Origin of the sequence: Arthrobacter ipis (genome assembly GCF_014694315.1) — a bacterium.
Taxonomy (GTDB): domain Bacteria; phylum Actinomycetota; class Actinomycetes; order Actinomycetales; family Micrococcaceae; genus Arthrobacter; species Arthrobacter ipis.
On record NZ_JAAOXD010000003.1, the window covers coordinates 642,710 to 666,594 of the forward strand.

Annotated in this window: 23 protein-coding genes; 7 read left to right on the top strand and 16 right to left on the bottom strand. The window is 66.0% G+C overall.

Annotation, left to right across the window (positions count from 1 at the left end; genetic code table 11):
• Positions 1 to 200: 200 nt before the first annotated feature.
• Positions 201 to 359 carry a hypothetical protein gene (locus G9E11_RS10030; RefSeq protein ID WP_190605222.1) on the top strand — a complete coding sequence of 53 codons (159 nt, stop codon included), beginning with the start codon at positions 201 to 203 and terminating at the stop codon, positions 357 to 359.
• An 84-nt stretch (positions 360 to 443) separates the two neighbouring features.
• Here G9E11_RS10030 and G9E11_RS10035 read toward each other — a convergent pair whose 3' ends face one another.
• Positions 444 to 2,153 (bottom strand): ATP-binding response regulator, encoded by a 1,710-nt coding sequence (locus G9E11_RS10035; RefSeq protein ID WP_190605225.1) that lies wholly within the window; start codon positions 2,151 to 2,153, stop codon positions 444 to 446.
• A 134-nt stretch (positions 2,154 to 2,287) separates the two neighbouring features.
• Between G9E11_RS10035 and G9E11_RS10040 the strand changes: the two genes are divergently transcribed.
• Positions 2,288 to 2,662 carry a DUF7793 family protein gene (locus G9E11_RS10040; protein WP_190605227.1) on the top strand — a complete coding sequence of 125 codons (375 nt, stop codon included), beginning with the start codon at positions 2,288 to 2,290 and terminating at the stop codon, positions 2,660 to 2,662.
• A gap of 45 nt (positions 2,663 to 2,707) precedes the next feature.
• On the opposite strand, the gene G9E11_RS10045 is transcribed toward G9E11_RS10040, so the two are convergent.
• The 4 genes from G9E11_RS10045 to G9E11_RS10060 all read right to left on the bottom strand — a co-directional run bounded on the left by G9E11_RS10045 (position 2,708) and on the right by G9E11_RS10060 (position 9,554).
• Complete coding sequence (locus G9E11_RS10045) at positions 2,708 to 3,514, bottom strand: class I SAM-dependent methyltransferase (RefSeq protein WP_190605229.1); 807 nt, start codon at positions 3,512 to 3,514, stop codon at positions 2,708 to 2,710.
• A gap of 178 nt (positions 3,515 to 3,692) precedes the next feature.
• Positions 3,693 to 6,311 carry a hypothetical protein gene (locus tag G9E11_RS10050; protein ID WP_190605230.1) on the bottom strand — a complete coding sequence of 873 codons (2,619 nt, stop codon included), beginning with the start codon at positions 6,309 to 6,311 and terminating at the stop codon, positions 3,693 to 3,695.
• 7 nt (positions 6,312 to 6,318) lie between these two features.
• Complete coding sequence (locus G9E11_RS10055; RefSeq protein WP_311764336.1) at positions 6,319 to 7,098, bottom strand: peptidoglycan-binding protein; 780 nt, start codon at positions 7,096 to 7,098, stop codon at positions 6,319 to 6,321.
• Positions 7,099 to 7,313: 215 nt separating this feature from the next.
• Positions 7,314 to 9,554 carry a S9 family peptidase gene (locus tag G9E11_RS10060; protein WP_190605232.1) on the bottom strand — a complete coding sequence of 747 codons (2,241 nt, stop codon included), beginning with the start codon at positions 9,552 to 9,554 and terminating at the stop codon, positions 7,314 to 7,316.
• A 613-nt stretch (positions 9,555 to 10,167) separates the two neighbouring features.
• Here G9E11_RS10060 and G9E11_RS10065 point away from each other — a divergent pair.
• Positions 10,168 to 10,506: a hypothetical protein gene (locus tag G9E11_RS10065; protein WP_190605234.1), complete on the top strand. Its 339-nt coding sequence runs from the start codon at positions 10,168 to 10,170 to the stop codon at positions 10,504 to 10,506.
• A 155-nt stretch (positions 10,507 to 10,661) separates the two neighbouring features.
• Here the strand turns inward: G9E11_RS10065 and ctaD are convergent, their stop codons facing one another.
• From ctaD to G9E11_RS10080, 3 genes are all read right to left on the bottom strand, one after another.
• Positions 10,662 to 12,413, bottom strand: coding sequence for an aa3-type cytochrome oxidase subunit I (ctaD, locus tag G9E11_RS10070; protein ID WP_190605236.1), 1,752 nt, complete (start codon positions 12,411 to 12,413; stop codon positions 10,662 to 10,664).
• Positions 12,414 to 12,543: 130 nt separating this feature from the next.
• Positions 12,544 to 13,008: a DUF4383 domain-containing protein gene (locus G9E11_RS10075; protein ID WP_190605238.1), complete on the bottom strand. Its 465-nt coding sequence runs from the start codon at positions 13,006 to 13,008 to the stop codon at positions 12,544 to 12,546.
• A 78-nt stretch (positions 13,009 to 13,086) separates the two neighbouring features.
• Entirely contained in the window at positions 13,087 to 13,455 is a 369-nt protein-coding gene (locus tag G9E11_RS10080) for a LuxR family transcriptional regulator (RefSeq protein ID WP_190605240.1), read from the bottom strand.
• Positions 13,456 to 13,565: 110 nt separating this feature from the next.
• On the opposite strand from G9E11_RS10080, the gene G9E11_RS10085 reads away from it, so the two are divergent.
• On the top strand, positions 13,566 to 14,474 hold the full coding sequence (locus tag G9E11_RS10085; protein ID WP_311764337.1) for an FRG domain-containing protein: 909 nt from the start codon (positions 13,566 to 13,568) through the stop codon (positions 14,472 to 14,474).
• On the opposite strand, the gene G9E11_RS10090 is transcribed toward G9E11_RS10085, so the two are convergent.
• Both G9E11_RS10090 and G9E11_RS10095 read right to left on the bottom strand, forming a co-directional pair.
• The gene (locus tag G9E11_RS10090) at positions 14,468 to 14,884 is read right to left on the bottom strand and encodes a CBS domain-containing protein (protein ID WP_190605242.1); all 417 of its coding nucleotides are present in this window, start codon (positions 14,882 to 14,884) and stop codon (positions 14,468 to 14,470) included. The genes G9E11_RS10085 and G9E11_RS10090 overlap by 7 nt on opposite strands.
• A gap of 177 nt (positions 14,885 to 15,061) precedes the next feature.
• Positions 15,062 to 15,484 (bottom strand): hypothetical protein, encoded by a 423-nt coding sequence (locus tag G9E11_RS10095; protein WP_190605244.1) that lies wholly within the window; start codon positions 15,482 to 15,484, stop codon positions 15,062 to 15,064.
• Between the two features lie 556 nt (positions 15,485 to 16,040).
• Between G9E11_RS10095 and G9E11_RS10100 the strand changes: the two genes are divergently transcribed.
• Positions 16,041 to 17,459 (top strand): ABC transporter substrate-binding protein, encoded by a 1,419-nt coding sequence (locus G9E11_RS10100; RefSeq protein ID WP_311764338.1) that lies wholly within the window; start codon positions 16,041 to 16,043, stop codon positions 17,457 to 17,459.
• An 83-nt stretch (positions 17,460 to 17,542) separates the two neighbouring features.
• Here G9E11_RS10100 and G9E11_RS10105 read toward each other — a convergent pair whose 3' ends face one another.
• From G9E11_RS10105 to G9E11_RS10125, 5 genes are all read right to left on the bottom strand, one after another.
• Positions 17,543 to 18,523, bottom strand: a complete 981-nt coding sequence (locus G9E11_RS10105) for an ADP-dependent NAD(P)H-hydrate dehydratase (RefSeq protein WP_190605246.1) — start codon at positions 18,521 to 18,523, stop codon at positions 17,543 to 17,545.
• Positions 18,507 to 19,313 (bottom strand): histidine phosphatase family protein, encoded by an 807-nt coding sequence (locus tag G9E11_RS10110; protein WP_414635186.1) that lies wholly within the window; start codon positions 19,311 to 19,313, stop codon positions 18,507 to 18,509. The genes G9E11_RS10105 and G9E11_RS10110 overlap by 17 nt, the downstream gene beginning before the upstream one ends.
• 191 nt (positions 19,314 to 19,504) lie before the next feature.
• The gene (locus tag G9E11_RS10115; protein WP_190605248.1) at positions 19,505 to 19,669 is read right to left on the bottom strand and encodes a hypothetical protein; all 165 of its coding nucleotides are present in this window, start codon (positions 19,667 to 19,669) and stop codon (positions 19,505 to 19,507) included.
• Positions 19,670 to 19,694: 25 nt separating this feature from the next.
• Positions 19,695 to 20,798 carry an LCP family protein gene (locus G9E11_RS10120; protein WP_190605250.1) on the bottom strand — a complete coding sequence of 368 codons (1,104 nt, stop codon included), beginning with the start codon at positions 20,796 to 20,798 and terminating at the stop codon, positions 19,695 to 19,697.
• A 54-nt stretch (positions 20,799 to 20,852) separates the two neighbouring features.
• Positions 20,853 to 21,476, bottom strand: coding sequence for an arsenate reductase/protein-tyrosine-phosphatase family protein (locus G9E11_RS10125; protein WP_190605252.1), 624 nt, complete (start codon positions 21,474 to 21,476; stop codon positions 20,853 to 20,855).
• A 337-nt stretch (positions 21,477 to 21,813) separates the two neighbouring features.
• Here G9E11_RS10125 and G9E11_RS10130 point away from each other — a divergent pair, with 337 nt between their 5' ends.
• A complete protein-coding gene (locus G9E11_RS10130) occupies positions 21,814 to 22,821 on the top strand; it encodes an alkaline phosphatase family protein (protein WP_311764339.1) in 1,008 nt (335 codons plus the stop codon).
• Here G9E11_RS10130 and G9E11_RS10135 read toward each other — a convergent pair.
• Positions 22,758 to 23,228 carry a hypothetical protein gene (locus G9E11_RS10135; RefSeq protein ID WP_190605256.1) on the bottom strand — a complete coding sequence of 157 codons (471 nt, stop codon included), beginning with the start codon at positions 23,226 to 23,228 and terminating at the stop codon, positions 22,758 to 22,760. The genes G9E11_RS10130 and G9E11_RS10135 overlap by 64 nt on opposite strands.
• A gap of 105 nt (positions 23,229 to 23,333) precedes the next feature.
• Between G9E11_RS10135 and G9E11_RS10140 the strand changes: the two genes are divergently transcribed.
• A complete protein-coding gene (locus G9E11_RS10140) occupies positions 23,334 to 23,885 on the top strand; it encodes a universal stress protein (protein ID WP_246468844.1) in 552 nt (183 codons plus the stop codon).

The window sequence follows — 23,885 nt, forward strand, 5'->3', positions numbered from 1 at the left end:
CCACAATCCCGTCCAGGGGAGGACGGGGTACGAGGCAGAAAAACGGTTGTTACGGGAATTGCAAGTCCGGGCGGAAAAAACATGGCGAATCCTTCGGAATTGACAGGATTTGACTTGACCAAACCTTGATCTGATGACCGTATACTGTCGCCGTAATGTGCAATTCGGGTTAAGGCTACAAACAACGAAGGGGACAGCGGATGAAGAAACTTGCCGCAACACTAGTTATGACCGGCATCCTTGCAGTTGCAGGCTTCGCCGCTCCTGCCAATGCGGCGTCGAAGGACAAGGACAGCTCCACGTCCTCCACTTCGAGCTCCGAGGTCAATTACGCCAGCGTCGGCTGGTGGCCCCACTAGGATTGGCCCCTGGCCAAGCAAAATTGCGAAAGCCGCCCCGGACCTAATGGCCGGGGCGGCTTTCGTTTGGGCTCAGCTGGTTGTTTAGGCGTCGGGCGTGGGGAGACCGGACCCTGCGTCGTCGTTCTCCTCGGGCTTTTCCTCGGGCTGGGGCCCGTCGACCGGAAGGGTCACGGATACGGTGGTTCCCTTGCCCAGAACGGACGAAAGGTCCAGTGAGCCGCCATGGCGCCGGACGATGTCCTGTGCGATGGCGAGTCCCAGACCGCTGCCCGGGATGGCGGCAGAGGAAGCGTTGGATGCCCGGTAGAAACGCGTGAACACCTGGGCGATTTCCTGATCGGGAATCCCCACGCCTGTGTCCGTGATGCTCACGGCGGCGCGGGGGCTCCCGGCTGCGGAGTCAGCGGACATGAAGGTGATGCTGATCCGGCCGCCATGGGGGGTGAACTTGATGGCGTTCGCCACGATGTTGGTGAAGACCTGCTCCAGCTGGGCCTCGTCGGCCTGGACCTTGACGTCCTCGTGCGAGTCGGCACCGGCGATGGCGACGTTCCGCGACTCGGCGAGCGGGCGCAGTGCGGCAACGACGATCCGCAGGACCTGGCCGAGCTCCACCTGCTTGAGGTTCAGGTTGCTGGGGGTGTCCTGCTGGGAGACCGTGAGCATGTCCTCGATCAGCCGTCGGAGGCGGTCGGAGTTCCGCGAGATGACGTCCATCATGGATTCGATGCCCGCGGGAACGGGGCCGCCGGCTCCATCGCGGATCATGTCGAGGTACGCCGTGATGGACGTGAGCGGCGTGCGGAGCTCGTGGTTGACCGTGGCTAGGAAGTCTGTCTTGGCCTTGTCCAGTTCCCGCAGCTGCTGCAGCACCTGCAACTGGGCGCTGATCAGGTGGCCTTGGATAAGGCTGTGGGCGAGGTTGCCGGCGACGTGCTGGATTAGGGCGATCTCGGCCCTGGTCCAGTCGCGGGGTCCCGCCACCTGCGCTATCCAGACGATCCCCAGGGCCGTCTCGCCTTCTCCCACGGGCAGGGCAACCGACGCGCGGACCGGGCCCAGGCCGGACCACTCCCGCAATCCCTCGGCCAGTGCTGCCGACTGCTCCGTCTGGTGGTCCGGAACCGCGAGGGCCTCGGCTGCCGACCACAGCGACGTCGTCTGCTGCCGGGCAGCATCCTCGAAGGAACCGAGCGTGTCCGGCAGCTTGGAGTTGCCGGGCAGGCACCACTGGGCGCTGATCCTCGGCACGCGCGAATCCTGGAAGGTGGTGAACCAGACGTGGTCCACCCCAAGGGATTCCCCGAAGCCGCGGACCAGGTGCCCCGCCATCTGCTGGGGGCTGTTGGTGCCGCGGATGGCGGCTGAGACGTTCCGGAGGCTTTCGCGCAGAAACTCGGCTTCAGCCCGGATGCGGCGGCGTTCCCGGGCCCGGCCAATGAGCGTTTCCACCCGGTGGGTCAGCTCCCGGGCAGCTGCGTCGTAGGAGATGTAGTCGGCGATGCCCCAAGGTTCGAGCTGGGCCAGGTCGAAGTCGCCGGCGAGGTCCACCAGCAGCAGCACCGGGGTGCCCTCCCACGCGTACCCGTCCGTCAGTTCAGTATCAAGAAGTACGACGGCGGCGCTGTTGCCTTCCAGCACATTGGCGAGTGATCCGGCGTCGGGCGCTTTGCGGACGGTAAAACCCGCACCGGCGAGAACCGACGCCACGGCGTCCAGACGGGCGGCATCGGTGAGCGCGACCACCGCCTCGCGAGGTGCGGAGGCAGACTCCGCCGGTGCCTGGACCATGTGCCCCCTGTGTTGCGAGTGCCTTTTGAGGCTACCGTGACTTTGGACTCACATTATCAGCCCGCGGAGCGTTGGCCGCGTACGGAATGGCTGTACCTTGATACTTGTCCCCTTAGCCATCGCGGAGGTTTGATTTGGATTCCCACAGCACGGGCCGGCACACGCTGTTCGACTTGGAATTGGATCCCGAACATCTGCTGCGGCTGACCTGGGCCCGGGACGCCAGCATCACCGAGGCCGATGCCGAGGCTGCCATGGAGAAGGTGAACCTCCTTTGCGGTCAGAACATGCATCCCATGCTCGTGGACATGGCCACGACCGCCGATGTGAGCCGCGGCGCGCGTGCCGTCTTCGGTCGTCCGTGCCAGGCCTCAAGGATCGCGCTGCTCGGTTCGTCTCCCGTGGACCGGGTGATGGCCAACTTCTTCCTGGGCATCAACAGGCTCCCGTGCCCCACAAGGTTTTTCACCTCCGAGGTCGACGCCCTCGCCTGGCTGAAGCTCAGCTAGCCCCAGGTTCTGCCCGCCGACTCTCCGGCTGGCTCCCTCGCGCCCTCAGCGTGCCTGGAGCACCGCGAAATAGCCCGGGATCTGTTCGGGGCGGTCAGCAGACGTGAGGGGCCGCGTTTCAATGGTGACCGGGCCGTCTTCCACCACATCCCACTGGGCCTCCGGAAAGGCCCGCCTGCGCTGCTCGGCGCCGAAGCGGCCGGGGATGGGCAGGGCCCGGATGGCCTTTTCGAGTGGTCCGGGGATGAAGTGCAGTGTCGCACCAAGATGGCTGACGTACTGGATGGGATTCCCTCGGAAGTTGGTCTCGGCCAGGAACACGCGGCCGCGTTTGCCCACGAGCGGGTGCAGCTGCCCGGCCAACGCCGCCTGGGCAGGCCGTTTCAGCACGTGGAGGACGCCCCGGATGAAGATGTTGGCTTCACCGGAGAATCCGGCTGCGGCCAGGGCGTCGGCCACGGCACGGGTGCCCGCGGGGGCTGTCATGTCGGCCGCGACGTAGGCGACCCGCTCAAGTCCTTCAGATTCGGCGGACGCACGGGCTACGGCGTTGGCTGAGACGTCCACCCCCAGAACAAACGGAAAGTAGGGGGCAAGCGCGCGGCTGAAGACACCGCTGCCGCACCCGACATCGACGATGGGAATGTTGGGGTCCAGCTGCCGCGTCAGGTGCTCCAGATACGCCTGCAGCTCGTGGTCACTGCCGGAATCCCACAGCACGTCGCCGCGGGCGCCGGTGGCCCCGACCCTGCCCCAGTACTGGTCCCAGGCGACACCGCGGTCTTTTGGCGCGTTCGAGGACAGCTTCACCAGTTTCGGGAGCAGCAGGTATTTCTTGAGCGCCGAGAGCATCACTTAAATATATGTTGCCTGGGACACATCCCCGTTCAGCGCGAGCCCGTGGCCCGCGCCCGTCATGTCACCGCTCAAACCGCCGTCGCGCGTCGTCGGGTCCGCCGATTGCCAAAAATGGCCGCCTGGGGAGGTTCTCAGACGGCCATTTTTGGTAATGCGACGACTTGCCGGGGGTCTACGGGCCGGCCGCCTCCTGTGTCGGTGACGCGGGCGCCGTGCTCGCAGGAGCCGTAGCCGCCGGGGCCGCATCTGTGGGGGCTGGAGACGGGACGGCGGGGACCGGCGTCGTGCCTGTTCCCGGTGCGGGAACCGCGGGGCCCGGCGTCGTTCCTGGCGACGGCGCACCTGGCGATGCTGCGCCCGGAGACTGAACGCCCGGCGCAGCCGGCTGGCCCGGCGTCGGTTCACCCGGCCGGGATCCCGAGCCCGGGTCAGACCCGCCACTGGCGCCGGGCGACGGCGACGATCCCGGCGATGGAGCGCCGGTGCCGGTCTGGGGCTTGGCGCTTGGATCGGTCCGGATGATCTCCATGAGCTGTTCCTTGTAGGCGCCCAGCCGTCCCTCGATCTCGGACAGAGGAACGCTCTGCAGGGTCCGTCCGAACTCGGCGATCTCCTGCCACAGCGCGTTGAGCCGGGCCATGCCGTCCCTGCTGAGCGGCCCATCCAGGGTGAGCACCAGCTGGCTGGCCAAGGCGTACGTCAGGCAGCGGACGCAGTTGTAGTTCGCGGCGGCGGATAGGTTCTCGGGCACCACCACGTCCGCCTGGCCCACGATCAGGACCACCTGGAATCCGACAGCCACCGCCGCGCAGTCCGTGCAACTGGCGAAGGCGTAGGCCTCGTTGCGGGTGTCCACCGGCCCGTCCTCGGCCCACACCAGCGCGAACGCGATGTCGTAACTGACGGATCCGTCGGTCGTGTTCACGGCGAGGGCCTGGTTGCCGTCCTCCTCCGGGGCCGGGGGCTTGTCGAACGGAAAGACCCACGACGGCGGCGTGGTGTTACCGGTTGCCGTACCCAGGCTTTGGTCTGTGTCCGGGCCAGGCTGGCCCTGGCCTTGGCCCGGGTCCGTTTTGCCGGGCGCGGAAGCGGGTGCTGCGCCTTGCCTCGGCACGAGCACCATGCTGAGCTGCGGCTGCTCCCGCGTGGGCAGTTTCGTGCCGTCCGGCCAGAGTGCCACCGTCTGCCCTGTCCGGCCCTCGTGAAGGGCTCCGTCGGGACCACCAAGGGCCGGATAGACGGCGGCCGTGGCATCGGCGAGCGTCCCGCGTTCGTAGGGCTGCACCGGGCGGTAGCTGTCGGGCAGCGGCCACCACGCCCACGCCAGGCCGGCGGCGACGGCGCCCACCGCCGCCAAGGCGGTCGCGCGCTGCAGCGGCCTGCCCCGGGTTTTGGTCCAGAGTCCCGTGAGGAGTTGCCGCGCCAGCCGTAGCAGCATGTACACCACGCCCACCACGGGAAGGACGACGGCGGCAATCGCCAGCGCGCGCACTGCACCGTCGGCGAAGTTTCCCTCCGCGAGGCTTCCGGACAGAAGGGCCTGCTGATGCTGCAGGCTCGCCCACGCCGTGCCAAGGAGCCGCGGGAAGGAGACGACCATCAGCACCAGGCTGAACAGCAGCAGGGGAACGGTGACCAGGACCCAGACGGTGATAACGGCGCGGGCCCACGGCTTGAGGGCCTGGGCCTCGGGTTCAGGCTTGCTCCAGCGCCACGGCAGGAGCCCGAGCAGCGTCGGGCGGATCCGCTGGAAGAGGTCGGGCACGCCGGTGGCGTCGGCCAGGATGTGGTACCCGTCGAAGCGGACCAAGGGAAGGAGCTGGCGCACCATCTGCAGGATCTGCGTGAGCACCACCAGGAGCAGCGCATCAAAACCTGTGGCCCACCAGACACCCATGGTGGCGATCGCAACGATGGCGTTGAAGTAGAGGCCGCCCATATCCGTGCGCAGCCTGCCGCCACGCCCCAGCCGGTAGGAGTCGGTGACGTCCGTGTAGAAAGCTGGCCAGACGAGGTACAGCCCGGCACCCATCGCGCCGGGAGTGGCTCCGCCGCGGCGTGCTGCAGCGGCATGGCCGAATTCGTGAAAGCCTGCCGACAGCACCGTGACGGCGAAAATCAGCAGGAGCAGCCACGGGTTCGCGAAGGCGTCGTGCGTGGCGGAGGCCAGGCCTTTGACCAACAGGACCCACCAGCACGATGCCAGGAAGCCCGCGGCGACAACTGCCACGATCAGCGGATTGAACAGCACAGCGAACGGTGCCGTCAGCTTCCGGGTGCGCTCCGGGTCCGTGACGGTGTACCGGAAGCGCATGCCCAGCAAGGGATTCGATCGGCGGACCTCCGGCTGTGATCCGTCCGGCAGCTGCAGCAGGCCAAGTGGCAGCAGCTGCCCCTCGATCAATGTCCTGACGTTGTCTCCGGTGATGAACCGGCCGGACCGCGTGCTGGCAACCTCGGCTATCCCATCAACGTCCCGGATCCCGTCGATGGCTTCGAGGACGTGAAAAAGCAACCGGGTGAGCTGGATGGTCTGGCCGTCGGCGCGGCGGACCAGCGAGGGGGCCTCCCGGTAGCCGGACCCCTTCGCCTCGCCGATGAGCTGGATTCCTGCCGCATGCACCGGTACCTCGCCGTTTGTGTCACGGCTGATCACGACGGCGGCGCGGGTGCCGTGGCTGGGTGACTCGGCGGCCGCCGTTGGGCCTGCTGAGGGAACCGGATCGGCTGTGGGCGTAGGGGAGACCGGCGGGCCGTCCACGCCGGACGGCCCGCTGTGTTTGGCGCTCATTCAGGAACTAATGCTGCAGATCAGACTGCTGATCTGCCGACGCGGTGGCCTCGCCGTCAATGTCCTGCGTGATGATGGCGTCCTGCTGGGCCACGGCGAAGGCGTCGCTGTCAATCGAGCCGATGTTGGCTGCAACTGCCGCATCGATGGGCGCGGCAACGTTGGCGTTCGCGGCCACGGCGCCGTTGATCGGGGCGGCGATGTCGGCGTCGGCCGCGAGATCCACGTTGACATTGAGCAGGTCTCCGTCGAGGGCAGTGGACGGATCCACGGGAAGGGCGCCGACACTGGTGCCGTCGGGAAGCGTGCCGTCCGGGAGCGTGCCGTCGGGCAGCGTACCGCCGTCGATGAGGCCGTCCGAGGTGGTGTCGGCAGTGCCGCCGTCTACGACGCCATCCGCGGTGCTGTCCGGCGTCCCGCCGTCGACAGTCCCGCCGTCGACAATCCCGCGGTCAACATCCGACCCCTGGGTGATGGTGCTGTCCTGTACGGAGTCTGCCGTGGCATCCGCCGTGATTCCCTGGTCGATGATGACGCCCTGGTCGGCGAGGGCTTGCGACTCCGACCCGAAGGACAGGATGTTGGCCGAGGCCGCCGCGTCAATCGGGGCCGCGACGTTGGCGTTGGCCGCCACGGCAAGGTCGATCGGCGCGGCGGCGCTGATCCCCAGGTCGAGGTCTGCATTGAGGTCGAGTACGGACGCGACTTCCTTGTCCGGCAGGGCGGTGCCCGCCTGCGCATTGAGTTCGTCGTCGGAAAGCGGGGTCAATCCCTGTTCATTGCTCACGCGAGGCTCCAGTTCCGGCGTCGGATTCCCCGCCCCCAGCGGACAGGTGCACCGAGCCCGTATGCCCGTCAATAGTAAGCAGGATTACTATTTTCTGGAAACACCCCAGCTTTCTGGAAACACCCAGCGCAGGCAGGAACCCCGAAAACCCCATCCATTGCTCCGAAGATGCCCTTCTGAGCGTTCAAAAGGGCACTTCCGGAGCAACGGATGGGCTACTTGAGCCCGGCGCCGGGCAGCAGTTCAGTGGCCCCCAGCGAATCCGCGATGAAGCCGTAGTCCCAGGCCCGCTCGCGCCACTGCACATAGCGGCCGGAGGCCCCGCCATGGCCCCCGTCCATTTCAATCTTCATGACGATCGGCTCGCTGCCTGTGGTCTTGTTCCGCAGTTCCTGCACCCACTTGGCCGGCTCCACGTAGAGCACACGGGTGTCGTTGAAGGACGTCACGGCCGCGATCTTCGGATAGGCCACCTCGCGGACATTCTCGTATGGCGTGTACGACTTCATGTACTCATACACCGCGGGATCGGTGATCGGGTTGCCCCATTCCTCCCACTCGAGGGCCGACAGCGGCAGCTCCGGGTCCAGAATGCTGGTGAGGGGATCCACGAACGGAACCTGCGCCACGATGGCCGTGTACTTCTCGGGGGCGAGGTTGGCCACTGCGCCCATGAGCAGGCCGCCCGCGGATCCGCCCAGCGCGGCGATCCGGTCCGGTGCCACCCAGCCGGACTGCGCCAGCCAGTCTGTGGCCGCAATGAAGTCTGTGAACGTGTTTTTCTTGCTGAGCTTCTTGCCGTCCTCGTACCAGTGCCGGCCGAGTTCGCCGCCGCCCCGGATGTGGGCGATGACGAACACAACTCCGCGGTCCAGCAGTGAAAGCCGGGCGATGCCGAAGCCCGGGTCCATGCTCAGCTCGTATGAGCCGTAACCGTAGACCAGGCCGGCCGCCGTCGAATCCCGGGCGACGGCTTTGTGCCGCAGAACCGAGAGGGGGACCCGGGTTCCGTCGGCGGCCTGGGCCCACTCCCGGGTGGCCACGTAGTCGGAGCCGTCGTAGCCGCCCAGCACCGGGCTTTCCTTGCGCAGCAGCAGTTCGCCGGCTGGCTGTTCCGGGGTGGGCAGGACGAAGTCGTACACGCGCGACGGCGTGAAGTAGGACGTGTAGCCCAGCCGGATCACGGGCGCCTCGTAGTCGGAGCCGCCGACCCCTGCCGTGTACAGCTCCTCGTCAAACGCAGGCTCCACCGGAGCCTGCTGGGCGGCGGTGCCCAGCCCGGACAGAGGCATCACCTGGACCCGCTCGATGGTGTCCTTCCGGATCGAGACCACGAGGTGGCTGGCAGTAACCCCCGCCCCGTTGACCCTAACGTCGTCGGAATGCTCGACGACGGTTATCCATTGCTGCTCGGCCAGCGGCTTGGACAGCTCGGCCGGGTCCACCAGCGAGACCATCGAGTTCACGGCGTTCCGGTTGTGGGTGATGAGGATGCGTTCGGTTTTCTGCCCGTCCGGGCCCTCGAGCAGGAACGGCTCGGCCTCGTAAAGTACGCGCTCGTTGCGGGAGATGACGGTGGACAGGCCGGCACCGGGATCATCAAAGCGCAGCAGGCGCGTTTCGCTGTACTCGGAGCAGCCGATGCCGAGCACGAGGTGGCGCCGGTCCGAGGAGAGCTCAAAGCCCAGCCACATGGCGGCGTCGTCCTCCTGGTAAATCACCTCATCGTCGGTGACGGGGGTACCCAGGACGTGGGACTTGACCTGGTACGGGCGCCAGGAATCATCCACCACGGTGTAGAAGAGCCGGGTGCCGTCAGGGGAGAAGGAGACCCCGTAGAAGACGTTCTCGATGATGTCCGGCAGCAGTTCGCCGGTCCGCAAGTCCTTGATCCGCAGGGTGAACCGCTCGTCGCCGGAGTTGTCCACGGCGTAGGCGTAAAGGTTTCCGTCGATGGTGACGGCGGTGCCGCCCACGGAGAAGAACGGCTTGCCTTCGGCTTCCACGTTGCCGTCCAGCAGGACTTCCTCGCCGGGGATCTCGACGCCGGCCTCCACCGCCGGCGGTGTCCAGTCTGCCACCGGATTGCCGGTGTTTTGGGCGAGGACCCGGCACTGGATGCCGTATTCCTTGCCCTCGACGGACCGGCTGAAGTACCACCAGCCGTCCTTGCGGTTGGGAACGGACAGGTCTGTCTCTTTGGTACGCCCCTTGATCTCCTGGAAGATGGCCTCGCGCAGCGGTTCCTGGTGTGCCGTGAGGGCTTCCTGGTAGGCGTTCTCTGCCTTCAGGTGCGCCACGACCTCCTCGGACTCCTTGTCCCGCAGCCACTCATACTGGTCCAGGAAGGTATCCCCGTGGTGCGTGCGCTCGGCCGGCACCCTCTTGGCGACGGGCGGCCGGGGCGTGGCAGCGGCGGAGGAGCTTGCGGGTTGCTGCAGCGGAGTGTGGGTCATTTTCTCAATATATAGAGCCCCTCTGACATTTGGGCCGCCGTTCGCTACCGGGGGAGCGATTGGCTTTTTGACGCTCTCCGCCCGCAAGCCAAGGCCCTGTCCCCGCCCCTGCGCCGGGCGTATCCTGAACTCGCGTCAGCAATAAGGAACCCACATGAGCCTTCGAGGGGGAAGCATGACCATCCCGCCAGTGCATGAACCAGAGCCGTTCCCGCCGGAACCGGGGCCCGATCCCATGCGGCCCGATCCGTCCCGTCCCGCACCTCCGAACCCCATTCCCACGCCCGAGCCGCCCGGCCCGCTTCCGGTGCCGGACCCCGGGCCCGAGCCACTGCGCCCCGACCCGACCCGCAGTTAGGCTGCCCGCCCGGCCGGCTGCCGTCGTCGAACACGTGAGGAACGCCCGGCGGCTGCTGCTGGGGACGAGCAAAACACTTGGGGACACACAAATGGTCCGGCGAGGCGGGAATTCCCGAATCGCCGGACCATTTGCGTGTCATAGGCCCAAATGTCCCATTTCCGCAACATTCAGGATTTTTCTGTTACCTGAGTCACATGCAGGCTAGGGTTAGATCCGGTCGCAGCGTCGCGGCCGCGCATGAGGGGAGAAGTTTTGAACCAGAAGCTCAAGGTACTGGTCCGCGTGGACCTTGACTGCGGTGAGGCTCAGGTCGCCGCCCAGGGACATGTAACCGCCCAAAGCATCCAAGCTCTTTACGTCGTTATGAAGCGCGCCAACCACCTCCGTCAGGGCCTGCAGCTCGTCGTCGATGTCAGCCACGCCCGTGTCGAACCCGTAGCCCTCGAACAGCTGCGGGAATGCTCCAAAACGCACCACCTGCCGCGTTCCATTGATCCGCAGCAGTCTGAATGCAACGTCCGCGTCCTGGCCCCGGCCGACGGCGGTATGGGCACCGGAGCCCGCCGCTTCCCGGTCGCGGCGGCGGCTTGAGTCGGGCCATAAGTTAGATGGATTGCGCAGTTACCTGACCTGAACACAGCTACCTCGGAACACAGTGAGGCCCCGGATTCCCCAGGGAGTCCGGGGCCTCGCTCTGTGCTGGAAGATGCCTGCGCCAGCGGCCGGGCCCGAATATCAGGTGCCTGCTAGACGTCCGGGTTCGGGTTCCTCACGTCACGCTCGCCGATGTCTGCAGCACCGAGGGCGCTAGCAGCTGGGGTGTGAACGGCGTCGTGCTCGCGGACGCGCAGCTCAGGATGGTGCAGGTCCAGGGCGGGACGTTCGGAGCGGATGCGCGGCAGGGACGTGAAGTTGTGCCGCGGCGGCGGGCAGGACGTGGCCCATTCCAGCGAGGCACCAAAACCCCACGGATCATCGACTTCCACCCTTTCCCGGCTCCGGGCGGTGATGAAGACGTTCCAGAAGAACGGAATCAGGGAGGCGCCCAGCAGGTACGAGCCAATGGTGGAGAACTGGTTCATGGCCATGAAGTTGTCCTGCGGCATGTAGTCGGCGTAGCGGCGGGGCATGCCCTCAACGCCGAGCCAGTGCTGGATCAGGAACGTGGCGTGGAAGCCCACGAGCAGCATCCAGAAGTGGATCTTGCCGAGGCGTTCGTTGAGCATCTTGCCGGTCCACTTCGGCCACCAGAAGTAGAAGCCGGCGAACATCGCGAACACCACGGTGCCGAACACCACGTAGTGGAAGTGGGCCACCACGAAGTACGAGTCCGAGACGTGGAAGTCCAGCGGCGGGGAGGCCAGGATGATGCCGGTCAGGCCACCGAAGAGGAACGTGATGAGGAAACCGATGCTCCACAGCATGGGGGTCTCAAACGTCAGCGAACCGCCCCACAGGGTGCCGATCCAGTTGAAGAACTTCACGCCGGTAGGGACCGCGATGAACATGGTCATGAGCGCAAAGAACGGCAGCAGCACGGAGCCGGTGACGTACATGTGGTGCGCCCAGACCGTGGCTGACAGGGCCGCAATGGCGATGGTCGCGTAGACCAGGCCCTTGTAGCCGAAGATCGGCTTGCGGCTGAACACCGGGAAGATCTCGGACACGATGCCGAAGAACGGCAGCGCGATGATGTATACCTCGGGGTGCCCGAAGAACCAGAACAGGTGCTGCCACAACAGCGCCCCGCCGTTCTCGGGGTCGTAGATGTGGGCGCCGAAGCGGCGGTCCGCGCCGACACCGAACAGCGCGGCGGCTAGCGGCGGGAAGGCCATGATTACCAGGACCGAGGTGATGAAGGTGTTCCAGGTGAAGATCGGCATCCGCCACATGGTCATGCCGGGAGCGCGCATGCAGATGATGGTGGTGATGAAATTGACCGCGCCCAGGATGGTGCCGAAGCCCGACAAGGCCAGGCCGAAAACCCACAGATCGCCGCCTATGCCCGGCGTAAACGTGGTGTTGTTAAGCGGCGCGTACGCCGTCCAACCGAAGGAAGCGGACCCCTGCGGAGTGATGAAGCCGGACACCGCAATAGTGGAGCCGAATAGGAAGAACCAGAAGGCCAGCGCGTTCAGCCGGGGGAACGCGACGTCCGGTGCGCCGATCTGCAGCGGCATGATCACGTTGGTGAACCCGGCGAACAGCGGGGTGGCAAACATGAGCAGCATGACCGTGCCGTGCATGGTGAACAGCTGGTTGTACTGCTCCTTGGTCGCCACAACCTGCATGCCGGGTTCGAAGAGTTCGGCGCGGATGAGCAAAGCCATCACGCCGCCGAGGCAGAAGAACACGAAAGACGCGATCAGGTACATGTACCCGATGGTCTTGTGGTCGGTGGAGGTGATCCACTTGACCACCATGTTGCCTTTTCGGCGGGGCACCACGCGAGGAGCCTCAGTGGCGGTGGTGCTGGCTGGTTGCTGATATGCGGTCATCTTTTGCCACTCCCCGGCATCGCGCTTCATCGCCCCGTTTGGTGCGGGGGTGCCGGCAACACCGTGAGCGGTTCACAGAACCGACGGCATCAGGATAGCGCCTGCGGCACCCCCGCAAAAGGTTTACTGCTTAATGGCCCGTCGCGGGACCGTGGACCCTCCTGGTGTCGCGGGAGAGCAGCAGGGCCAGTCCGATCATGGCAACGCCCAGCAGGAAGTGCAGCCAGTTGTCAGCCGTATTGACCGGAACGAAGTTCGCAGCGGTGTCGTGCCCGATCAGCAGGCCGTACAGCCACAGGACCAGATAGATGACCCCGCCGTAAAGCAGGTAGCTCTTTGCCTGTCCCGGCGTCCGGGCCATGAGCAGGCCGGCCACGCCGAAGAGCAGGTGGACGATATTGTGCAGGATGGATACCTGGAAGACGCCCAGAAGCATGGCATCGGAGGCGGGTCCGGCCATTCCCAGCGACGGGTAGTTCGTGGTGATGCCGGGAATGAAGCCGAGGATGCCGACGAGCAGGAATACTGCTCCGACGGCCTGGGCGGCCCGTTGCAGCCGGGACTTTGCACCGGCCGCGCTGTTCATGGTGGTCATGGCGCCTACTCCTTTATTGGAATTGGTGAAACGGCTACTCTGATCTGCCCTGTTAAGGAAGCCCGTTCTTGGCGGCGCCTAGACCACGGTTTTGTTCCCGCGGCGGTGTCGCCAGACAAAGATGATGATCAGGGTGACAATCAATACCGCTGCGATGACGTACGGGGCGTAGTCGAGGCGGTTGGCTTCCGATTCGGCCGGTTCTCCTGTGCCTGGGTTGGCCGGAGGCTCCGACGGGGTTGCGGACGGGGACGACTTTCCGGTGGGCGCCGGCGTCCCGGCTGCATCGGATGAGCCCGTCTGAACGGGGACAGCTTGAACTGCCCCGGCGTGGACAGCCGCTGTTGCGGCCGCAGCGGATGGCCCAGCATACGACGGCGCAGCGAGCGAAAGTCCGGCACCGGCAAGGGCAAGTACGGCGGTGAAAGTAGCAAGCAGTCTGCGCATAGATTCTCCTGCGGTTGTCCATTGCTGGCATGAATATAGTAAGCATGATTAGTATCTGAAGATAAGTACCCAGCGCAACTTGTGTTGGCGCCAGTTCAAAAGGCGGTTCTGTGGGAAACGGACAGGAAGTCCAAGTTGGAGATCTTCAGGAGCTGGTCTTTGCCCTGACCCAGGACCAGTGGCAGCCGTCGGAGGCCAAGTACCGCATCAACATCGCCTACCGCGGCCTCTCCTCGGACGACTACCCGCTGGAAACCGGCCTCGCCAGGCTGCAGGCTGAAGCCGCCGCGGGCCTGGAACAGCACCTGCTGCGCAACTTCAAGAAGTACGCCCACCGGAACGCCACGCCCGGCGATTCGCTCTGGAACTGGCTGAGCGTCGCCCAGCACCACGGACTTCCCACCCGCCTGCTCGACTGGACGTTCTCCCCGTACGTCGCACTCCACTTCGCCACCTCGAACCCGCGGGGCTACGGGCGGCCGCCCGGTGTGGTTTGGTGCGTGGACTACGTGGCGGCGCACGAGCTGCTGCCGGCGGGCCTGCGGACCCACGTGGAGCCGCTGGGCCACGGCCTGTTCACCACCGAGATCCTCACCGCTGCCGCTGAGTCGCTGGAAGACTTCGACGAATACAGGTCCGACGACGGCGGCGGCGTCCCGCTGTTCTTTGAACCTCCGTCGCTGGATGACCGGATCGTCAACCAGTCCGCCGTGTTCTCGATCATGACGGATCCGGAGGCTTCGCTGGCGGACTGGCTGGCAGGGCATCCGGAGCTGTACCGCAAGGTGGTGTTTCCGGCTGAGTTGAAATGGGCCATCCGGAACCACCTGGATCAAGCAAACGTCACCGAACGTGTGCTGTTTCCCGGCCTCGACGGGCTGTGCCGCTGGCTCGCCCGCTATTACGGGGACCGCCCCGAGCAGGTGTACCCGGACGCCCAGATTTCGCCCACCGAGCCTGCCGAACCCGAGCCTGCTGGCAGCGGCGATGGGCAGGCTACGCGCAGCCGCGCTCAGTAGGAGATGAACTCCACCAGTTCGCCCACCCGGTCCTCCGGGTAGTTCCTGGCAATGTCGGCCTGGCTGAGCATTCCGATCAGGTCGTGGCCGTCGATGACGGGCAGCCTGCGCACCTGGTGCTGCTGCATGGTCCTGATTGCTTCCTCGACCGTGTCGTCGGCGCCGATGGTCACGGGCTTGCCCTCGGCGAGATCGCCCGCCTTGGTGCTCTTGGGGTCGCCACCTTCAGCCAGGCAGCGAACCACGATGTCCCGGTCGGTGAGCATGCCCTTGAGCCGGTTGTCTTCGCCGCAGATCGGGAGGGAACCAACGTCGAGATCCTTCATCTTCCTGGCCGCCTGCTCCAGGGTTTCGTTCTCGCCGACGCACTCCGCCCCGCCGGTCATGATGTCGCGTGCCAAGATGGACATTGCCGTTCTCCTCACCTTCGTAGCTCGTACGACGGCGCGCTGCCGCCGCTCCCTGCCAACCTGCCCCCGAGTTTTTGTGCAGATCATGGCTCCAAAGTGGCATCTAGCGCCCATTATCTGCACAAAAACTCGGGTGTACCGGTCAGTGCGGGGTCCTTTGTTCGCGCGGGTCCTTGTTCAGTCCGGCACTTCCATCTGGAACCCACAGGCGCAGTGCAGCAGCCGGGTGGGCAGATGCACGTCGTGGATGGTCCGGTGCCGGCCCAGCTCCGAGCCGAAAATGCTGCTGGTTCCCGAACTGACCGATGTCATCGGCGCACCGCAGTGGAAGTATTCGCCGCCGAATTGCAGCACCCCCATCACCTGGCCGTGACGGTTCAGCACACCGGCAACGTCGTGGACGCCGGCCGGGTGGGCATAGAAGTGGTCGCATTCGACGCAGGTGTAGGACACGTCCACTAGGCCGTCATGAGGGGGATGAAGGGCCTCGATCGACTCGACGATCAGGTGCTCATCCGTCTGGCACTCCGAACACCACAAGGGGTCGCCGGAGGGACGCTGCGCTTCGCCGGGCAGTTGGGCGTTGGAGATAGTCGTCATTGACGTGCTCCTGTTAAGGGGGCATCGGTGCCCTGCTGCTTGTGCTCAATCCCACGCTTAAAATACTCCCGCCCTGCCGGGCCGGGCAATAGCACCCCCAGCCGGCGGAGACGCGGCCGGAACAGCCGGCAGCCCGCCGTCGTACGCCTTGAATCCCTGCTCCAGCGGCCAGGTATCCGCGAGGAAAAAACCCGCGGCCCAACCCTTGTGGCGTAAAGGACGGGGTGCTATAAAACTTCTACGACCAGCCGATGCGGCTGGCGGTGAACGGGAGGACCCGGGGCTTCAAATCGGCTGCCAGCAGGGCGGTTAGCCCGGGAGCACGCCACCGCGCGAAATAGCGCACGGCAGCAGCATCCGGATCCTCTCGCGGACGGTCTCCGGCTCAACGAGCCGGGGCCGTCCCTTCGTGTGCACCCTGAACACCGCGGAAGCCCGCCCTACTGACAGTCGGGGAGCAATTGGATACGCTTTAAACACAGGTCTCCCAGTTGTGCGCGGGGTTTCGTCGCCCGGCGTGCATTCATACTGCGGCACCGTTTGGCAGGAGCGCCAGGTGAATAGGACCAGAGGCCACGTCAGGGCGGGCGTTCTAGCGGCGGTGTCCTTGGCGGCGGCCTTCTTGGTGTCCTGCACGTCCGGCAACGGTCAACCACCCGCACCAAGCGCCGACGTCGACCACCATAACATCACGGTCTGGACCACCGAGACGCTTCCGGACCGCATGACCAAGCTTCGGGTCGTCATCGAGGGTTTCACCGCGGCCACAGGCATCAAGGCTGACCTTGTGGGTGTGCCCCCGCACCGCTTTAATCAGGTCTTGACCTCCTCGGCCGCTTCAGGTGACCTTCCCGACGTGATGGCTTCCCTGTCGCTGGGGCAGGTCCGGACCATGGCGGCGGCTGGCCACATCAACTACAAGACAAACGCGGACATAGTGCAAAGCCTCGGGGAACAAACGTGGACCGCCCGGGCACTGGAACTGACGCGCGGAAACGGCCACCAGTTGGCCGTTCCCGGCTCCGCCTGGCAGCAGCTGATCTATTACCGCAAGGACCTCTTCGCCGAGGCTGGATTGAAGGCGCCCCGGACGTACGCGGACGTTATAGCCGCGGCCAGGAAGCTGAATTCCCCGGAACTGGCGGGCATTGTCGCGGCCAACAAGACCGGCCAGGCTTTCACGCAGCAGTCCTTTGAGCACATCGCACACGGAAACGGCTGCGAGATGATCGATGCCAAGGACCGCATCACGTTCGACAGCCCGCAGTGCGTGGCGGCGCTCGCCTTCTACCGCGACCTGCTCAGGGACTACTCCAGGGCCGGCATCCAGGACGTTGATACGGTGCGGACCGCATACTTCGCCGGCAAGGCCGCCATGGCCATCTGGCCCACGCACATGCTCGATGAGTTGGCTGGCACCCGCGTCGACGCCCGGCCCAGTTGCCCCGAATGCAGCAACGACCCGCTGTTCCTGGCACGGAACACCGGGGTACTCACCGGTCTCCAGGGGCCCAACGGACAGCGGCCGGCGCACTTCGGTGAAGTGATCTCGTGGACCGTGACAGCTGATTCGGATACCGAACCTGCCCGCCGGTTCGTGGAGTACTTCCTGACCGACGGCTACGCCGACTGGCTGGCAATCGCACCGGAGGAGCGGGTGCCAGTGCGCTCCGGCAGCGCCGCGAATCCGGCCGAGTACGCGGAGGCCTGGATGTCCCTTCCCGTGGCAACGGGAAGGACTGAGCAGTTCGGCAGCGTCTACGGAAGGGACGTTCTCTCCGCCGTGCTGCAGGGCTCCGAGGATCTGGAGCACTGGGGGATTGTCCAGGGCCAAGGCGACCTTACCGGTGCCGCTATGAACGAACTGCCAATAGCGAATGCAGTCAGCGACGTTGCAGCGGGCCGGGCCGAGCCGCAGGCCGCAGCCGCCCAGGCCGCCGCCTCCCTCCGGTCCATCCTGAAGTCGATGAAGTGAGCCAGTGGCCTGAGCTTTTTTCCGCTGGTTGAACTGGTCGAGACCGAGGATTTCGACAAAGCTCCATCAGCTGTCCAGTCAGCCTAGGTGGCCAGTTCCATCAGGAGCGGGGGCAGCTCGTCAGCCAGTTCCCGAGCCAGATAGCCCAGGCTGCCCACCCGGCTGGCGAGCCTGTCGCCTGCCGCGGCGTGAAGATGCGTGCCCCAGCAGGCGGCCTGGGCGTCGCTGGTGCCCCGCGCGCGGAGTCCGGCAATCGCACCCGCCAGAATGTCGCCGCTGCCGGAAGTCCCCAGCCCGCCGTAGCCGGTAGTGATTTCCCAGTGGTCTCCGGTGTCCGGGGAGTCAACGCCGGGGGAGCCTGTTCCCGGTTCGCCGCCGTCGGGGTTTCCCAGGCGAGGCCCGGCAATGACGCCCTGGCAGCTCACTACCGCCCGGTACTTCCGGGCGAGCTCGACGACGTCGGCCGCCAAGTCCCCAGTATCCCGGCCCAGCAAAATCCCGGCCTCGGTGGGGTTCGGCGTGAGGATCAGCCGCCCCGTCCATGGGCCCAGTTCGTCAAGCAGCCGGGGGAGGGCGCCCAGGGCGTACGCGTCGAGCACAATTGTCGGAGCATCACCCGGATCCCGGGAGGACTCATGCCGCAGCAGACCGCGGAGGAGCGCCTCGGTCTGCTCGATGTCGTCCAGTCCCGGGCCGATCAGGACGGCATCTGCGCCATCGAAGTCCTCGAGCAGGTTTTCCAGCCCGGCAGCACCCACGGAACCACCCGCGGACTGGGGCAATCCGATCACCCCTGCCTCCGGCAACGTCACCGCCAGCTGAACGGCCACTGACTCCGCCACGGCCAGGGTCACCCGGCCGGCTCCGGCGCGAAGTGCGGCGGTGCCGGCGAGCAATGCGGCACCCGGAGTCCGCCTCCCGCCGCCGATGACCAGCACCGCGCCGCGGGAGTATTTGTCGGAACCCGCCGAGGGCAGCGGCCAGCTGCGCAGCAGCGTGGGCGTGATCAGGGTGGCAGCCGTGCCGGCGGCAGCCGCCCTGGCAGGCTCAGCGCGGGTGGACATTGGCGTCCCCGGAGTGTTCGGTCACTTCGACGCCCTGCTCCATAAGGTGGTCGGCCTCGTTGAAACTGTCCAGCGTCCACGGGCCCACACCGTCCGGCCGCACATAGCGGGTCAGCGAGGCGTTCAGGACCGGGGTGCTGGCCGCCACGTCCAGGAGCTCCCGTTCGGACATGCCTTCGAGGATGTAGCGGAACAGCATGACGACGGCGTCGTGGCAGACCAGCATCACCCGGTGGCCGCTGCCCAGCGCGTTCAGTTCACCGATCACGGAGCGAAGCCGCAGTGCCACGTCCGCCCACGATTCCCCACCAGGCGGGCGGTAGTAGAACTTGCCCAGCCACCGCCGTCGTTCTGCTTCCTGGGGAAGCCGGGTTTCCACGCCAAAGGCGGTGAGCATGTCAAGGATGCCCAGTTCGCGGTCGCGGAGGCGTTCGTCCGAGCGGACGGGGACGTGCCAGCCGGCCGTCTCCACGGCGATCTCTGCTGTTTGGTAGGCGCGCATGTAGGGGGAGGAGATGACGACGTCGGGCCGGCGGTCCTCGGGAACCGCCGCCAGTGAGCGGCCCAGGGCCGTCACCTGCTCCCGTCCTGTTGAGGAAAGCTCGACGTCGGCATCACGGGCCGGGACCGCGATCACCTCGGCGCCCGAAACCGTTGCGTCGGTGGCGGCCACGTTGCCCTGGCTCTCGCCGTGCCGGATCAGGATGAGTTCCACGGCACCGGCTGTCCAGGCAGCGGGTACCGGGGCATCCTTGTGCGTTCCGTCAGCGGAGGTTCCGTTCTGTCCCACGATTGCGCTCCCGTTCAGCCTAGGCCTGCGAATTTTCCACGTTACTAGTGCCGTACCCGGAATGTCAGCGGAGTAATCACCCGCGGCATAACCCTCGACGCTTCCTCAGGCGGTACGTGAGGAAGCGTTGGCCCGAAACGTGCAGGAGGTGAGGAAGCGTTGGGCCGAAACCTGCAGGAGGTGAGGAAGCGTCAGGGGATGCGTTTGCCGCCCGAGCGGTTGAGGAAGAACACCAGCACGGCTGCCAGCAGGAGGACCGGCGCCACCCAGAGGAGGAAGGCCACCGCCTTGATGACGGCGCCCACGACGAAAAACGCCACCGCGACGGCAACGATGATCCATAAAAGTTTTCTCATCGGATTCCCCTTGTTTGCGAGCGTCTCACTTCCCCAGCGCGGCGGCGTACTGCCCCACCCTGTCCTTGCCCAGCGCCGCTCCAACCTGGGCGATGGCGCCATAGTCCGGCAGGATGATCGACTGCCCGTCCGTGCTGGTCCCAAATCCCGCCGTCGGAAGCGTGAAGGAGACCGCGTCCTCCAGCCGGACATTCCGCAGGCTGTAAGCGAGGCTGGCCAGCGTCGCAGCGTTGAGGCCCTTGTCCACCGTGATGTACTTGGACGCCGTATTGACCAGCTTGTACAGCGTCACCGGGTTCGCCAGGGTGCGGGCGGAGAGCAGCTTGGCCAGGGTGGAGCGCAGGAAAAGCTGCTGGTTGGCGACCCGGTGGAAGTCACCGTCGGCAAACGCGTAGCGCTCGCGGACGAACTCGAGGGCACGCTGGCCCTGGAGCTTGATCACGCCGGCGGGGAAGTGCTGGTGCGTGTCGAAGCTGGCCGTGAACTCCACCGGATTATTGACATCCACGCCGCCGAGCGCCTCGGTGATGCCCCTGAAGCCTTCGAAGTCGATCATGACGGCGTGCTGGATTTTCTGCCCGAACAGCGATTCCACTGTTTTCACGGCGAGCGGCATGCCGCCCTGCTCCAGCGAGGCGTTGATCTTGGCTTCGCCATATCCGGGGATCGGAACCCACAGGTCACGCATGAGCGAGATGCCGTAGGCGTGTCTGCCGTCAGCCGCGAGGTGCACGAGAATCATGACGTCCGAGCGCTGGTTCGGCAGGCCGTTGGGCGCGGGGGCGTCGCCTTTACGGTGATCGCTGCCGATGAGCAGGATGTTCATCGGCAGCGTGGGCGGAGGTGGCGGCTTCACCGGTTTTGGCGCCGGCTTCACCGGTTTGCTGGGCGAAGGCTTGGCGGTGGCTGTCTGCGGGGGGCTTTCCGGGGCCGCGCTGATCTCTGTCTTGGCGGTCTGGGTATTCCAGATCTGCGCCACATTGAACAGGAAGCCGCCGGCCACCAAGGCAATCCCGAGCAGCCCTGCCAAAACTACGTTGCGTATGGTCCGCTTGGGTTTGGCGTCGCCATTGGCGCCTGGAGCGGGGTCGCCGTTGCCCCCTGCTCCCGGACTGTTCCGGGATTTCATGATCGGACGGTACCACCAAAAGTCGCCCGTGAGAACGACGGCGGCCGGCCGGTTTTAGGAGGGCGCGTTCAGCCGGGCGAAACGCAGGATGGAGATGATCGCCGGGGCCAGTTGGTCTTCCATCTGCCGGTAGTACTCGTCGCTGCGGCGGTAGGGGTCAACGACGTCGTTGTCCGCGGCGTCCGGGGCCAGCGCGAGGTGCCTCACGGATGCTGCCCGGGCGGGAAGCTTGCGCCACAGCTTGGTGTTGGCCGCGAGCCGTTCCCCGTTGAGGCCGTCGCTCCGGGGTGCCTGGTCTTCACGTTCCTCCAGGACGTCGAGCATCCTGGCAAACTCTCGGATGGTGAAGGTGCGCTTCAGCAGCGAGGCATCCAGCTGGAGCACCTCGCCCCGGTGTCCGGAGGTCATGGTGAGAACCAGGTCCACGTTCCGAAGAATCTTGCCCGACAGTTGGCGTGCCGCGAAGCCCTCAGCCGTGCCGCCAAAAGTGTGGATGATGTCCGCGGAGAGCGGCTGGACGGGGTCGCCCACCAGGGCGCGGGTTCCGGCGCTGCGCACCTCGAAGCCGCCGGGGAGCACCTGGTCAAGGCCGGCCTGGAGCAGGCGTTCCGCCACGGGGGAACGGCAAATGTTGCCCGTGCAGACGGTCAGGATTCGGACTGGCGACGGCGATTCCACGTGTTGGCTCTCTCAGTCTGGCGCGCAGAACAGGGCTGTCCCACCAATTCAACTTAACACGTGCGCCAGCCCCCCTTCAGGAGGATCATGGTGCGCCTTCCCAAACAACTCCCAGCTTTCTTTCATGCTGCTGCCGGGACGGCAGTGCCAGCATGGAGCTGGGACCGGTGGAGCCCGGACCGCGAGCCAACGCTGCTGCAGGAGGCAGGATCCAATGCGAGCTGCTCTGATTCACAGGTGGGGCCCTCCGGGGTGGGGCCGTCAAGGGCGGCACCGCCCGGGGCGGCGCCGGCGCAGTCCGGGCGGTCGGACGCTCCTCGCGCGTGCCCTGTTGGTGGTGGCCGCACTCGCGGGCCTTGCTGCCTGCGGAACTGTGCCGTCGCCCACGGCGGCAAGGCCGGGGCACGTGTTCGTGATCAACCTGGAGAACAAGTCCTTCCGGGATGTCTGGAGCGACCAGTCGGACGCAAAGTACCTTTCCCAGACCCTGCGCCCGCAGGGCGTGCTACTGAGCCGGTACTACGCAATCGGGCACGCCTCCCTGCCCAACTACATCGCCCAGATTTCGGGACAGCGCCCAAACCCCGCCACCAAGGGCGACTGCCCGGACTATGAGCCGTTTGACTCGGGCGGCACGGCATCACTGGGCCAGGCGAAGGGCCGCGGCTGCGTGTACCCCGAGTCCGTGCAGACCGTCGCCGGGCAGTTGAGCGCGGCAGGGAAAACCTGGAAGGGGTACATGGAGGACATGGGCACCCCGTGCCTTCATCCGGAGCCGGGAACCCCGGATTCTAACCATGACGCGCAGGAGGGCCGCCAGTACGCCACCCGGCACAACCCGTTCGTGTACTTTGCCGGGATCACGTCGTCGCCCGAGTGCCAAGCCAACGACGTCGACTTCTCAATCCTCGGCGCCGATCTCGAAACCGTGGCGAGCACGCCGAACCTGTCCTACATCAGCCCCAACCTGTGCAATGACGGGCACGACAACCCGTGCGTTGACGGTCGGGAGGGTGGTCTGGTGTCGGCGGACGCGTGGCTAGGTAAGCATGTTCCGGAGATCCTGGCCTCCCCGGCGTACAAGCAGGACGGGATGCTGGTCATCACCTTCGACGAGGCGGAGGGGAAGGAACGCGGGGGTGCTGCGCTGCCCGGGGGAGCAGCGGGCGGACGGATCGGGGCGCTGGTGCTGTCACCGCTGGCCAGGGCAGGCGCCACTTCGGACCGTTTGTACAACCACTACAGCCTGCTGGCCAGCATCGAGGACACCTTCGGCCTGCCCTATCTGGGGTACGCTGCGGCCCCGGGGCTGAACCGCTTCGGGTCCGATGTTTTCAGCCGCTGAACAAGCAGAAATGTCAGCAGCGCCGCCGCGACATGTGCGTACAGCAGCACGTGCAGCGGCTGGGTTGGCACACCGGCCAGCAAGAGGCCGGGGCCGGTGAACTGCGCCACGGCTGCATGTCCGTGGCCGGCCAGGGTGGTGGCCAGCGGATTGGAAAATAATGCAAATGCCCAGTGAATGACCTGCTGCCCCACCCCCGCCAACACCAGCAGGGCCCAGTTCGGAACGCCGATGCGGGTGACGACTGCGCCGGCCAGGCTTAGCAGCGCGGCGGTGGCGACGACGATCGGCGCCGCAGGCACGGGATGGCCGGACACGGCATGGATTGCCAGGCCCAGGACAACACTGACGGACCCGAAGAGCCAGCCGGCAACAGCAAACTGTGTGCTACTTCCACGTTTCGCCATGGGCCCATCCTCCACCTGCTTGCCCGCCGGTGCCAGTGGGTCCTAGTAGGCTGGCAATGAGAGTCACTCGATCTGCCGTGAGGACAGTGTGGAATGGCATCACTCATGAATGAGCCAGCAAGGAAGGCCAGTGCCGCGGGTGGGGAGGAAGAATTCATTCCCCAGCGGATTGCCGGCCCGGTGGTGGCCGGCATCGTGCCCGGGCAGCCGCCCGCCGTGGTGCAAAGCGCCGCCCGGTTGGCGTACTCCCTGAACGTCAAGCTCATCTGTGCCTATGTGGACATCACCTCCTACCTCAGCAACGAGCGGGACGACCAGGACCTGCTGCAAACCGCGGGGCAGGAGGGAACGGTTGACGACGCCGAGCAAACCAGCGCCCATCTGAGGGAGCACCTGCAGGCTGTCCTCGGCAAGGCCGGGATCCGCTGGTCGCTCCTGACCCTTGTCGGGGAACCCGCGCGGGCGCTGGCGCGGCTGGCCGACTCGGCGGATGCCTCGGTCATTGTGGTGGGCACCCGCGAAGGCAGAGTGGGCGCCCGGCTGGAGCAGTTGCTGCTCGGCTCGGTGGCGGTCCACCTCACGCACCGGCAGACCCGGCCGGTGGTGGTTGTTCCGCTCGCCCCGCAGCGACGGCCCCGCCCGAAGGAGGACGCCTGA